The organism is Achromobacter sp. 2789STDY5608615 (assembly GCF_001298995.1).
GTDB lineage: Bacteria > Pseudomonadota > Gammaproteobacteria > Burkholderiales > Burkholderiaceae_B > Achromobacter > Achromobacter insuavis.
In genome coordinates this window covers 12,611-25,307 of the sequence record NZ_CYTY01000050.1, presented here as the reverse complement: position 1 = coordinate 25,307, position 12,697 = coordinate 12,611, and the positions used below count along the sequence as shown (strand labels likewise).

Sequence of the window (12,697 nt, the reverse complement as noted above, 5' to 3'; positions counted from 1 at the left end):
GGGCGGGGGGGGGGGCTTGGGGGCGAGCAGCACGGCGCCCCAGACGCCCACGCCGGCCGCCAGCGCCAATATGGCAAGGGCGCGGAACATCGCGGGGGCGGCGGGCGGGGACAGGCGCAGGGACAAAGGCATGAATGAAACGGCGGAAAGAGAATGGACGCGCAAGCGCCACGGATGCGCCCGACTCTAACAGCCGATCGTGACAAGTCCGCGAAAGCGCATCGGCGGTCCGCGGAGGCCGGCTTGCCGGCCCCCGCCTTTGTTGCCGTCTGTATCGCACTCGAAAAAAAAGCTGATCCGTCGATCAACGATTCCTTTCTTTGCTTCATCGGTCGTTCACCTTGCGACGCCACTATGTGGGCCACCTACAAAGCGGGTTTCGAAAGGGAAAGAACATGCAGGTATTGAAGTGGAAGCGCTGGGGCGTTGCGTTGGCGACCCTGGGCGCGTTGGCCGGCTGCGGCGGCGACAAGAGCGATGACGACACGCCGGCGACGCCGCCCGCGGTACAGCCGGGCGGCGGCTCGGCCACCAAGGTGTTGTTCATCGGCGTCGACGGCCTGACCTATGACGCCTATCGCCAGGGCGTGGCGGACAAGTCCCTGCCCAACCTGGCGCAACTGACGGTGACCCGCTCGTGGACCGGCGGCGTCACCGGCGCGGTCACGCAGCAGCCGACGCTGTCGGCGCCCGGCTGGGCCACGCTGCTGACCGGCCAATGGGCCGACCAGCACGGCGTGCGCAGCAACGCGCAGGGCCAGGCGCCCAAGACGCCGACGCTGTTCCAGCGCGTCAAGACGGCCAAGCCCGCCGCGCGCACCGCGGCGGCCTTCAACTCGTCGCTGCTGGCCAGCCTGAACGGCAACGACCGCGACGCGGGCTTCCTGCAGAGCCTGACGGACTGTGCCGGCGTCGACGATTGCGTCGCCAGCCAGGCGCGCGACCGCATCACCGAAGGATACGACGTGGTGGTGGCGCAGTTCGGCGCCGCCGAACGCGCCGCCGCGAGCGGCGGCTTCGGCGCCGGCTACCAGGCGACCCTGCGCCAGACCGACGCCGCGCTCGGCGCGTTGCTGGCGCAAGTGGCCGATCGCCGCGCCGCCCATCCGGACGAGAACTGGCTGGTGGTCGTGGCGTCCAGCCATGGCCTGGACCGCACCGGCGCCAGCGACGGCCTGCCGCTGTCGCCCAACAAGACCACGCTGCTGGCCATGAATCGCCCGCAGATGCTGGGCGGCAGCGCCGACGACGCCTCGTTCGACGGCGCCTGGAACGCCGCCTGGTACGGCCTGCCCAGCGGCGCCGACGCCGCGCCCACCATCCTGGCGCATCTGGGCGCGCTGCCGGCCGCCGGCCAATATGACCTGGCGGGCGCCTCCCTGTTCGAGGCGGTGGCGTTGCGCCGCGCGTCCAGCCGCACCTCGATGGACAACAAGAGCGTGTCGCTGAACTGGACCCGCGTCGGCACGCCCACCGGCGAGATCGTGATCACCCGCGACGGCAAGGAGATCGCGCGCCTGCCGGGCACCGCCACCGACTACGTCGATACGGGCTTCACGTTCACCACCGAAGGGCTGCATGAACTGAACTACGCCATCTCGGTCGGCAATGCCGTGACCTCGGTGCGCGCCACCGTGGTCTACACCGCGCCGGTGCCGCTGCTGCCGGCGCTGCGCACCGGTCTGACGATGCTGTTCCCGTTCGAGGGCAACCTGACCGACAAGGCCGCGGGCGGCGGCGCCATCACGCCGTACGACGGCGTCCAGGCGCCGGTGTTCACCGACCGCGGCGTGTTCGGCAAGATGTTCCAGAACGAGCGTTCGGGCGATCCGACCGGCGCCTTCAAGCTGGATTACCCGGCCGGCCTGCTCGACAGCGTCACGGCGTTCACCATCGGCTTCTGGTACCAGTCCGACGGCACCGCCAACGACCGTTCCATCCTGGGCAACAAGGACTACAACTCCGGCGGCAACCCCGGCATCACCATCGCCCAGTGGGCCGGCCCCGAGCTGCGCTTCAACCTGGCCGGCGGCACCCGCGTCGACATCAACGGCGTCAAGTTCACGCCCAACAAGCCGGTCTACGTGGCGATGGTCATCGACAAGACCGCCAAGACCATGGCCGCCTATGTCTACGACACGGAAATGGGCTGGTTCAGCCGCTCGATTTCCACCGGCACCGTCAACTTCGCCCAGATCGCCGGCGTGTTCGGCCCGCACCTGGGCCTGAACGAGGACGGCAAGGGGACCTACGGCGTGTGCTGCGCCGGCACCAAGGGCCCCTACACCATGTACTTCGACGACCTGGCCTTCTGGTCGCGCGCCCTGACCGAAACCGAGGTCAAGTCGCTGGCCCTGTCCGGCAAGTCCGTTTCCGAATTGTTTCCCTGATGTCCCGAGGATAGATACGACATGAATACCGCTTCCCCGATCCTGCGCGCCTTCCTGCGCCTGGGCGCCGTGCTGATGGTGGCCGCCACCTTGACCGCCTGCGGCGGCGACAAGGACGACGACGACAGCAACGCTGGCAACCAGCCCGACACGCCGACCCAGCCGGCCAAGCCTCTCCTGCGTTGCGCGCCCTGAGCCCGCGCCATTTTTCAGCATTCAAGGAATCGCATCCGTGACGTCCCATAAAGACCCGATCCACGCCGGCAAGCGCCGCTTCCTGCGCAACGCCGCCGCCTCCGGCGCCGGCCTGACCGCCTTGTCGATGTTCCCGCCGGCCATCCGCCGCGCGCTGGCCATCCCCGCCAACAACCGCACCGGCACGATCAATGACGTCGAGCACGTGGTCATCCTGATGCAGGAGAACCGCTCGTTCGACATGTACTTCGGCTCGTTCAAGGGCGTGCGCGGCTTCGGCGACCGCATCACGGTGCCGCTGCCCCAGAACCGCTCGGTCTGGGAACAGACCAACGGCACCCGCGTGGTGCTGCCGTATCACCTGGACAGCACCAAGGGCAACGCCCAGCGCGTGTCCGGCACCCCGCACGACTATCTCGACGCCCAGAACGCCTGGGACGGCGGCCGCCTGTACCAATGGCCGCGCTACAAGCAGAACCAGTCGATGGGCTACTACACGCGCCAGGAACTCGGCTTCCAGTACGCGCTGGCCGAAGCCTTCACGCTGTGCGACGCCTACCACTGTGCCTCGCACGGCGGCACCAACACCAACCGCCTGTTCCACTGGACCGGCACCAACGATCCGCTGGCGCAGGGCAACGGCCCCTCGACCCGCAACCAGTGGGACGGCCTGGGCGCGTCCACCATCGGCTGGACCTGGAAGACCTACCCCGAGCGCCTGCAGGAAGCCGGCGTGAGCTGGAAGGTCTACCAGAACCTGCCCGACAACTTCACCGACAACCCGCTGGCCGGTTTCCGCCAGTTCCGCAAGGCCTATGAGCTGTCCGGCAACGACCCCACCGCCGGCAACCCCAGCCCGCCGGCCTGGACGCCCGCGGCCGACGCCACCAATCCGCTGTACAAGGGCGTGGCCAACACCATGGCCAGCGATAACGGCCTGCTGCAAGGCTTCCGCGACGACGTGCTGAACGGCTCGCTGCCGCAGGTGTCGTGGATCGTGGCGCCCGCGGCCTATTCGGAGCACCCCGGCCCGTCGAGCCCGGTGCAGGGCGCCTGGTACATCCAGGAAACGCTCAACGCCCTGACGGCCAATCCGGACGTCTGGAGCAAGACCGTGCTGCTGGTCAACTTCGACGAGAACGACGGCTTCTTCGACCACGTGCCGTCGCCGGCCGCGCCGTCGCTCAACCCGGACGGTTCGATGGCGGGCGCCTCCACCATCAACACCGACCTGGAGCGCCACATCAAGCCGTCGCTGCAGGACGCGGCCGACAACCGCGTCTACGGCCCCGGCCCGCGCGTGCCGATGTACATCGTCTCGCCCTGGAGCCGCGGCGGCTGGGTCAATTCGCAGGCCTTCGACCACACCTCGGTGCTGCGTTTCCTGGAAGCGCGTTTCGGCGTGGCTGAAAAGAACATCAGCGCCTATCGCCGCGCGGTGCTGGGCGACCTGACCTCGGCCTTCAACTTCGCCACGCCCAACAACGAGCAACTGCCCGACCTGACGCTGCTGACCAAGGCCCAGGCCGACCAGACCCGCGCCGACCAGCAGGCCCTGGCGCAGGTGCCGCTGCCGGACACCGCCACCCAGGTCAAGCCGAAGCAGGAAACCGGCGTGCGCTACTCGCGCGCGCTGCCCTACGAACTGCACACCAGCGGCCGCGCCCAGCCGGGCACCAGCGCCATGTGGCTGGTGTTCGCCAACACCGGCAGCGCCGCCGCGGTGTTCCACGTCTATGACCGCCTGCACCTGGACCGCCTGCCGCGCCGCTACGCGGTCGAGCCCGGCAAGCAGCTCGAAGGCAGCTGGGACGCGGCCGCCGACGGCGGCAAGTACGACCTGTGGGTGATGGGGCCGAACGGCTATCTGCGCCACTTCGCCGGCGACCTGGCGCTGGCCCGCACCGAGGAGCTGGGCGCGGAAATCCGCGTCTGCTACGACATCGCCAACGGCGACGTCTACACCAGCTTCATCAACAGCGGCAAGAAGGCCTGCACCTTCGTCATCACGCCCAACGCCTACTACACCAACAATGAGAAGTGGACGTTGACGGTGCCGGCGGGCAGCCAGGTCGAGCAGTCGTGGTCGCTCAAGGCCAGCGGCGCCTGGTTCGACTTCACCGCGCGCCTGAACGAGGATCCGGCCTACATCCGCCGCTTCGCCGGCCGGGTGGAGACGGGCAAGCCGTCGGTCACCGATCCGGCGATGGGCCTGTAAGCGCGCCACCCGCGGCGCGGCCGGCAGCGGCCGCGCCGGGCGCAACGCCCCGCCTCGTTCCCGCCCGGGAGGCGAGGCGGGGCGTTGTTGCGTGTGGCGCGCCGGTTACGGGATGGCCTGCGGCTCGCGCGCCCGGAACGCGGCGGCGCAGGCGTCGCAGATGGCGGTCGTGATGCCCTGGCGGGCGTGTTCGCGCCGTTCCAGCATGCCGATGGCGCGCGCCGCCGGCCCCAGGTCGCCGGGCAGCGGCAAGATGCGCAACTGCGGGCTGTCGCTCCAGTTCGAGCCGTTGATGAGCGGCAGCAGGGTCACCCCGACTTCCTGGCGCACCAGTTCGACCAGGGTCTCGATCGCGTTCAGTTCCAGGAATTCGTCCAGCGGCACCGCCAGGCGCCGCAGCAGCCGGTCGATCTGCAGACCGGTGCGCTGGGTGCGGTCAAAGCGCAGGAATGGATTGCCCGCCAGCACCTGGCGGGCGTCGCGGCCGGCGGCCGAGGGCGGGGCGATCACCACCAGCGGCTCCTCATACAGCGGGGTCCAGCGGGTGCTGGCCATCTTGCGGCCCGCCTCCACCAGGAAGGCCGCGTCCAGTTCGCCGTCCTCGACCTTGCCGGCCAGCTCGCTGGCCTTGCCGGACAGGATGCGCACGTCCAGCTTGGGGTGCGATTTCTTCATGCCCGACACCACCTTGGACAGCGTCCCCATGCAGGACACGATGCTGCCCACCGAGACCGATCCGGCCAGCTCGCCCGGCACCGTGCGCGGCAGCCGCATACGGTCATATAAATCCAGCAAGTGCTTGATTTCCGGAAGTAATTCCCGGCCGGCGGCGTTGAGAATGGCCAGCCGTCCGCTGCGGTCGAACAGCTCGCGCCCCAGCTCGGCCTCCAGCGAGCGCATCTGGAAGCTGACGGCGGCCTGCGTCAGGGCCACCTGCTCGGCCGCCTCGGAGAACGAACCATGGTGGGCGACGGCCAGGAAAGTGCGCAGGAATCGGATGGTGCTCATGGGGTCAATTCACAAAAATTTCTTTTATGACTGAACAAAAAATCAAATTGATTTAATTAGATCACGGGAGTACCTTCGCCTGCTTACCTATATGAGACAGGCGCCATGAAATCCTTCGACTGGGTCAACCCGTATCCCTCCATCCGCATCCCGCTGTTCGCGCGCAACGTGGTGTCCACCTCGCACCCGCTGGCGGCCCAGGCCGGCCTGCGCATGCTGCTCAAGGGCGGCAACGCGGTCGACGCCGCCATCGCCGCGGCCGCCGCCATCGTGCTGGTCGAGCCGGTCTCCTGCGGCCTGGGCGGCGACTGTTTCGCCATCGTCTGGGACGGCCAGGAACTGCATGGCCTGAATTCCTCCGGCGTGGCCCCGGCCGCCTGGAATGTCGAATACTTCAAGCGCAAGTACGGCGTCGGCGCCGACGGCCTGGCGATCCAGCCCAAGCGCGGCTGGGACGCGGTGACGGTGCCCGGCGTGGTCGCCGGCTGGGCCGCGCTGCACGACAAGCTCGGCAAGCTGCCGTTCGAGCAGTTGTTCGAGCCGGCCATCGAGATCGCCGAGCGCGGCTATGCCGTGCCGCCGGTGGTGGCGCACAAGTGGGCCGCCGCCGCCAATGAACTGAGCAACCAGCCGGGCTATGCCCAGGCCTTCATGCCCGAGGGCCGCGCGCCCAAGGTCGGCGAGCACTTCCGCTTCCCGGACGCGGCCAACACGCTGCGCCGCATCGCCGCCTCCAAGGGCCGTGATTTCTACGAAGGCGAGCTGGCCGAGCGCATCGCCGCCTTCAGCCAGGAATGCGGCGCCGCCATGACGCTGGAAGACCTGCGCGCCTACCGCCCGGAGTGGGTCAAGCCGATCTCGCGGTCCTACCGCGGCTACGAGCTGCACGAGATCCCGCCGAACGGGCAGGGCATCGCCGCGCTGATCGCGCTGGGCATCGTCGAGCGCTTCAACATCGCCGACATGCCGGTCGATTCGGTGCAATCGCAACACGTGCAGATCGAGGCCATGAAGCTGGCCTTCGCCGACCTGTACAAGTACGTGGCCGACCCGCGCTCGATGGAAGTCACGCCCGAGCAGATGCTGTCGGACGACTACCTGGACAGCCGCGCCAAGCTGATCCGCCTGGACGGCGCCACCCATTTCGGCGCCGGCCGTCCGGCCGCCGGCGGCACCGTCTACCTGACCGCCGCCGACGAGAACGGCATGATGATTTCGTTCATCCAGTCCAACTACATGGGCTTCGGCTCGGGCGTGGTGGTGCCGGGCACCGGCATCAGCCTGCAGAACCGCGGCGTCGGCTTCTCGATGGATCCCAAGTCGGCCAACGTGGTCGAGGGCGGCAAGCGGCCGTTCCACACCATCATCCCGGGCTTCCTGACGCGCGGCGGCAAGCCGGTCATGAGCTTTGGCGTGATGGGCGGCGACATGCAGCCGCAGGGCCACCTGCAGACCGTGATCCGCATGGTCGACTACCACCAGAATCCGCAGGCCGCCTGCTGCGCCCCGCGCTGGAAGGTCAACCGCGATTTCTCGCTGGATATCGAGACCAATATGAAGGCTTCCACTATTGCGGGCCTGAAAGACCTCGGGCATGCTTTGAAATCCGTGGACGACCCGTACATGGACTTCGGCGCCGGACAATTCATCTGGCGCATGTCCGAAAGCGACAACGAGCTCGGCTACGTCGCCGCCAGCGACAGCCGGCGCGACGGCCAGGCCGTGGGCTTCTGACCTGCGCATTGCAGCCACAAGGGGAATAAACACAATGAAACGCTTGACCATGACCTTCGGCGCCGGCTTGCTGGCGCTGGCCGCCGGCGCCGCTTGCGCCCAGAACATCCGCATCGGCCTGCAGGAAGATCCGGACGTGCTGGACCCGCACCGCGCGCGCACCTACGTCGGCCGCATCGTCTTTACCTCGCTGTGCGACAAGCTGGTGGACATCGATCCCAAGCTGCACTTCGTGCCGCAACTGGCCACTTCGTGGTCGTTCAGCCCGGACAACAAGGTGCTGACCTTCAAGCTGCGCGACGACGCGCTGTTCCATGACGGCACCAAGTTCGACGCCGCGGCCGCCAAGGCCAACCTGGAACGCGCCATGACGCTGCCCGACAGCCTGCGCAAGGGCGAGCTGGGCTCGGTCGACAAGGTCGACGCGCCCGACGCCACCACGCTGGTGCTGACGCTCAAGCAGCCCGACGCCACGCTGCTGGCGCAGCTGTCCGACCGCGCCGGCATGATGCTGTCGCCCAAGTCGTTCGCCGACCCCGACGTCGCCGCGGTCGGCCGCAAGCCGATCTGCTCGGGTCCGTACAAGTTCGTCGAGCGCATCCAGAACGACCGCGTCGTGCTGGAGAAATTCGACCAGTACTACGACGCCAAGGACTACGCCTTCAAGCGCATCACCTTCCTGCCGATCCCGGACACCACCGTGCGCCTGTCGAATCTGCGCGCCGGCGACCTGGACCTGCTCGAGCGCCTGAACCCGTCCGACGCGCCGCAGGTCAAGAACGACGCCAGCCTGACCTTCGCGCCGGTGGCCGGCCTGGGCTTCCAGCAGTTCATGTTCAACGTCGGCAACGGCAAGCGCGCCGAGGACAACCCGTTCAAGAACAAGCTGGTGCGCCAGGCGTTCCAGCTCGCCATCGACCGCAACGCCATCAACGAAGTGGCCGGCGGCGGCATCTTCGAACCGGCGCAGCAGCCGTTCCCGCCCGCCAGCCCCTACCACAGCGACAAGTTCCCCGTGACCAAGCGCGACGTGGCCAAGGCGCGCGCGCTGCTCAAGCAGGCCGGCTTCGACCGCGTCAAGGCCGAGGTCATGTTCGGCAACAACACCACCACCTCGTCGGTGGCCGAGATGGTCCAGGCCATGGCCTCCGAGGCCGGCTTCGACCTGTCGCTGCGGCCCACCGAATACGCCGCCCTGCAGAAGGAATCGGCCGGCGGCAACTTCCAGGTGGTGATGCTGGGCTGGTCGGGCCGGGTCGATCCGGACGGCAACATCCATACCTTCGTGACCTGCAAGGGCGCGCTCAACGACGGCCACTACTGCAACCCGGAAGTTGACAAGCTGCTCAACGAGGCCCGCACGGTGCCGGATGAAACCAAGCGCCGCGCCATCTACGACCAGGCGCAGACCATCATCCAGGACGAACTGCCCGGCATCTACAACTACTACCAGCCGTGGCCGTTCGCGCTGGCCAAGAAGGTCAAGGGCTTCGTGCCGTACCCGGACGGCATGATCCGCCTGAAGGGCGTGACGTTCGCGCAGAAGTAAATCGGTGCGCGGCGGTTCGCCGCCGCGCCCGCCGGCCACGCGCGCGTGGCCTTTTGTTTTCTACGGTTTTTCCACATGCTTAAACTCATCTTGCGCCGCATGATCGTCGCGATACCGACCCTGATACTGGTGTCGATGATCGTCTTCATGCTGCAGAAAATCCTGCCCGGCGATCCGGTGCTGACCCTGGCCGGCGAAGAGCGCGATCCCGCCGTGCTCGACTACCTGCGCGACAAATACCGCCTCAACGACCCGCTGCCGATGCAGTACGCGGCCTGGGCCGGCCAGGTGCTGCAGGGCGACCTGGGCAAGTCGCTGCGCACCGACGTGCCGGTGACCACGCTGATCGCCCAGAAGCTGCCGGTGACCCTGCAGCTGGCGGCGATGGCCATGTTCTTCGCGCTGCTGGTGGGCATTCCCATGGGCATCGTCGCCGCCGTGCGCAAGGGCAAGCCGGTCGAGATGGGGGCCAACATCGCCGCGCTGTCGGGCATGTCGATCCCCAATTTCTGGCTCGGCATCATCCTCATCATGGTGGTGTCGGTGCAATGGAAGCTGCTGCCGGCCTCGGGCTACGTCTCGCCGGCCGAGGACTTCTGGCTGTCGATCAAGACCATGCTGATGCCGTCGCTGGTGCTGTCCACCGCGATCGCCGCCTACCTCATGCGCCACACCCGGTCGGCCATGCTCGAGGCGCTGTCGGCCGACTACGTGCGCACCGCCCGCGCCAAGGGCGTGTCGCCGCGCCGCGTGGTGCTGCGGCACGCGCTGCGCAATGCACTGATGCCGATCGTCACCCTGGTGACGCTGCTGTTCGGCGAATTGCTGGCGGGCGCGGTGCTGACCGAGCAGGTCTTCACCATTCCGGGCTTCGGCAAGCTGGTGGTCGACGCAGTCTTCACGCGCGACTACGCGGTGGTGCAGGGCGTGGTGCTCTGCGTCGCGGTGGGCTTCATCCTGATGAACCTGCTGGCCGACATCCTCTACATCCTGGTCAACCCCCGCCTGAGGCACGCATGAGCGCCATTCCCGCAACGGCCGCTGCCGTCACGCCGCCCCGCAGCCGCAACCGCGCCTGGGGCAAGTTCAAACGCAATCACGTCGCCATGCTGGGCCTGGGGATCGTGCTGTTCTTCGTGCTGCTGGCGCTGCTGGCGCCGCTGATCGCCAACCACGATCCGTTCCAGACCAGCTTCACCACCATCCGCAAGGCGCCGTCGGCGTCCTACTGGCTGGGCACCGACGAGCTCGGCCGCGACATCTTCAGCCGCATGGTCTATGGCGCGCGCGCCTCGCTCATGGCCGGCCTGGTGTCGGTGCTGATCGCGCTGGTGGTGGGCGTGCCCTTCGGCCTGGCCGCCGGCTACTTCGGCGGCTGGACCGACAGCTGCATCTCGCGCGCCACCGAGGCGCTGCTGGCGATCCCGTTCCTGATCCTGGCCATCGCGCTGGCCGCCTTCCTCGGGCCCAGCCTGACCAACGCCATGATCGCCATCGGCGTGTCGGCCGCGCCCAAGTTCGTGCGGCTCACGCGCGGCCAGGTGCTGGCCGTCAAGAGCGAGGACTACGTGCAGAGCGCCCGCGCGCTCGGCGCCTCGGACCTGCGCATCATCTGCCGCCACGTGTTCCCCAACGTGATGCCGCCGCTGATCGTGCAGGCCACCATCACCATCGCCACGGCCATCATCGCCGAGGCCAGCCTGTCGTTCCTGGGCCTGGGCCTGCAGCCGCCCAACCCGTCGTGGGGCTCGATGCTGAACACGGCCAAGAACTTCATGACCCAGGCGCCCTGGATGTCGATCTTCCCCGGATCGGCCATTTTCCTGGTGGTGCTGGGCTTCAATCTGCTGGGCGACGGGCTGCGCGACGCGCTGGATCCCCGTCAGGACAAGTAATCATCATGGCAACTATGGATCCCAAACGCGTCGTCCAGGTCAACGACCTGACCGTGCGCTTCAAGACTCCGGACCGCGTCGTCGAAGCGGTGCGCAACGTGTCGTTCCACGTCGATCGGGGCGAGACGCTGGCGATCGTCGGCGAATCCGGCTCGGGCAAGTCGGTCACCTCGCTGGCGCTGATGCGCCTGGTGGAGTACGGCGGCGGCCGCATCGTCAACGGCGGCATGCAGCTGCGCCGGCGCAACGGCGAGGTGCTGGACCTGGTCAACGCGCCCGACAGCACGCTGCAACGCGTGCGCGGCGCCGACGTGGCCATGATCTTCCAGGAGCCGATGACCTCGCTCAACCCGAGCTTCACGGCCGGCAACCAGATCGCCGAAGCGCTGCAACTGCACCAGGGGCTGGACGCGGCCGCGGCGCGCGCCGAGACGCTGCGCATGCTCGAACGGGTGCGCATCCCCGAGGCCCGCGCCATCCTCGACCGCTATCCGCACCAATTGTCCGGCGGCATGCGCCAGCGCGTCATGATCGCCATGGCGCTGTCCTGCAAGCCGCAGCTGCTGATCGCCGACGAGCCCACCACGGCGCTGGACGTCACCATCCAGGCCCAGATCCTGCAGCTGATCCGTCAGTTGCAGGAAGAAATGGACATGGGCGTGATCTTCATCACCCACGACATGGGCGTGGTGGCCGAAGTGGCCGACCGGGTGCTGGTCATGTACCGCGGCGACAAGGTCGAGGAGGGCGGTTCCGACGAAGTCTTCGCGCGGCCGCAGCATGCCTACACCCGCGCCTTGCTGTCGGCCGTGCCGCGCCTGGGCGCCATGCACGGCACCGACGAGCCGGCCCCGTTCCCGCTGCTCAAGGTCGAGGACGCGGCGCGCCCTGGCGCGCCCGCCGAGCCCGCCATGGCGGCGCCGTCCACCGTGCGCCGCGAGAACGGCCCGGTGCTGAAGGTGCGCGACCTGACCACCACCTTCGACATCACCGGCGGCATCCTCGGCCGCGTGCAGAAGCGCGTGCACGCCGTGGAGAAGGTCAGCTTCGACCTGTATCCAGGCGAGACGCTGTCGCTGGTGGGCGAGTCCGGCTGCGGCAAGACCACCACCGGCCGCTCGCTGCTGCAGCTGGTCAAGAGCCGCGGCGGCTCGATCGAATTCGACGGCCAGAACATCGGCGCGCTGCGCGGCAGCGCCATGCAGACGCTGCGCCGGCACATCCAGTTCATCTTCCAGGATCCGTTCGCCTCGCTCGACCCGCGCATGACGGTCGGCTACTCCATCATGGAGCCGCTGCTGATCCACCGCGTCGCCAGCGGCGCCAAGGCGCAGGAACGGGTGCGCTGGCTGATGGACAAGTGCGGCCTCGTGCCCGAGATGATCGACCGCTATCCGCACGAGTTCTCCGGCGGCCAGCGCCAGCGCATCTGCATCGCGCGGGCCCTGGCGCTCAATCCCAAGGTGGTGATCGCCGACGAATCCGTGTCGGCGCTGGACGTGTCGATCCAGGCGCAGATCGTCAACCTGCTGCTGGACCTGCAACGCGAGCTGGGCGTGTCGTTCCTGTTCATCTCGCACGACATGGCGGTTGTCGAGCGGGTCAGCCATCGCGTGGCGGTGATGTACCTGGGCCAGATCGTCGAGATCGGCCCGCGCCGCGCCATCTTCGAGAACCCGCAGCATCCATACACCAGGAAGCTGATGGC

9 protein-coding genes are annotated in these 12,697 nt (G+C 68.0%); 8 read left to right on the top strand and 1 reads right to left on the bottom strand.

Going from position 1 to position 12,697, the window contains the following annotated elements; all coding sequences use genetic code 11:
• The first annotated feature begins 395 nt into the window (after nucleotides 1-395).
• The 3 genes from AOZ49_RS32030 to AOZ49_RS27870 are packed head-to-tail and all read left to right on the top strand — an operon-like array spanning nucleotide 396 to nucleotide 4,803.
• Nucleotides 396-2,390 carry an alkaline phosphatase family protein gene (locus AOZ49_RS32030; protein WP_082380609.1) on the top strand — a complete coding sequence of 665 codons (1,995 nt, stop codon included), beginning with the start codon at nucleotides 396-398 and terminating at the stop codon, nucleotides 2,388-2,390.
• A 21-nt stretch (nucleotides 2,391-2,411) separates the two neighbouring features.
• Nucleotides 2,412-2,585 (top strand): hypothetical protein, encoded by a 174-nt coding sequence (locus tag AOZ49_RS33160; RefSeq protein ID WP_197286793.1) that lies wholly within the window; start codon nucleotides 2,412-2,414, stop codon nucleotides 2,583-2,585.
• A gap of 37 nt (nucleotides 2,586-2,622) precedes the next feature.
• Complete coding sequence (locus AOZ49_RS27870) at nucleotides 2,623-4,803, top strand: phosphocholine-specific phospholipase C (RefSeq protein ID WP_054478991.1); 2,181 nt, start codon at nucleotides 2,623-2,625, stop codon at nucleotides 4,801-4,803.
• A 105-nt stretch (nucleotides 4,804-4,908) separates the two neighbouring features.
• On the opposite strand, the gene AOZ49_RS27865 is transcribed toward AOZ49_RS27870, so the two are convergent.
• Nucleotides 4,909-5,811, bottom strand: a complete 903-nt coding sequence (locus AOZ49_RS27865; protein ID WP_054432016.1) for a LysR family transcriptional regulator — start codon at nucleotides 5,809-5,811, stop codon at nucleotides 4,909-4,911.
• Between the two features lie 105 nt (nucleotides 5,812-5,916).
• Here AOZ49_RS27865 and ggt point away from each other — a divergent pair, with 105 nt between their 5' ends.
• The 5 genes from ggt to AOZ49_RS27840 form a co-directional block, all read left to right on the top strand.
• Entirely contained in the window at nucleotides 5,917-7,545 is a 1,629-nt protein-coding gene (gene ggt, locus AOZ49_RS27860; RefSeq protein ID WP_054432015.1) for a gamma-glutamyltransferase, read from the top strand.
• A gap of 34 nt (nucleotides 7,546-7,579) precedes the next feature.
• Nucleotides 7,580-9,094 (top strand): ABC transporter substrate-binding protein, encoded by a 1,515-nt coding sequence (locus tag AOZ49_RS27855; protein ID WP_054478989.1) that lies wholly within the window; start codon nucleotides 7,580-7,582, stop codon nucleotides 9,092-9,094.
• A 75-nt stretch (nucleotides 9,095-9,169) separates the two neighbouring features.
• Nucleotides 9,170-10,114 (top strand): ABC transporter permease, encoded by a 945-nt coding sequence (locus AOZ49_RS27850; protein WP_054432013.1) that lies wholly within the window; start codon nucleotides 9,170-9,172, stop codon nucleotides 10,112-10,114.
• Nucleotides 10,111-10,989, top strand: coding sequence for a nickel transporter permease (gene nikC / locus AOZ49_RS27845; protein WP_054432012.1), 879 nt, complete (start codon nucleotides 10,111-10,113; stop codon nucleotides 10,987-10,989). The genes AOZ49_RS27850 and nikC overlap by 4 nt, the downstream gene beginning before the upstream one ends.
• A 14-nt stretch (nucleotides 10,990-11,003) precedes the next feature.
• Nucleotides 11,004-12,697: dipeptide ABC transporter ATP-binding protein (locus AOZ49_RS27840; RefSeq protein WP_156355766.1), on the top strand; the 1,694-nt coding region annotated here is incomplete at its 3' end.

Bases quoted from the DNA above. Each gene is read 5' to 3' on its own strand.
- AOZ49_RS32030 (WP_082380609.1), top strand. From the start codon at position 396: ATGCAGGTATTGAAGTGGAAGCGCTGGGGCGTTGCGTTGGCGACCCTG.
- AOZ49_RS33160 (WP_197286793.1), top strand. From the start codon at position 2,412: ATGAATACCGCTTCCCCGATCCTGCGCGCCTTCCTGCGCCTGGGCGCC.
- AOZ49_RS27865 (WP_054432016.1), bottom strand. From the start codon at position 5,811: ATGAGCACCATCCGATTCCTGCGCACTTTCCTGGCCGTCGCCCACCAT.
- ggt (WP_054432015.1), top strand. From the start codon at position 5,917: ATGAAATCCTTCGACTGGGTCAACCCGTATCCCTCCATCCGCATCCCG.
- AOZ49_RS27855 (WP_054478989.1), top strand. From the start codon at position 7,580: ATGAAACGCTTGACCATGACCTTCGGCGCCGGCTTGCTGGCGCTGGCC.
- AOZ49_RS27850 (WP_054432013.1), top strand. From the start codon at position 9,170: ATGCTTAAACTCATCTTGCGCCGCATGATCGTCGCGATACCGACCCTG.
- nikC (WP_054432012.1), top strand. From the start codon at position 10,111: ATGAGCGCCATTCCCGCAACGGCCGCTGCCGTCACGCCGCCCCGCAGC.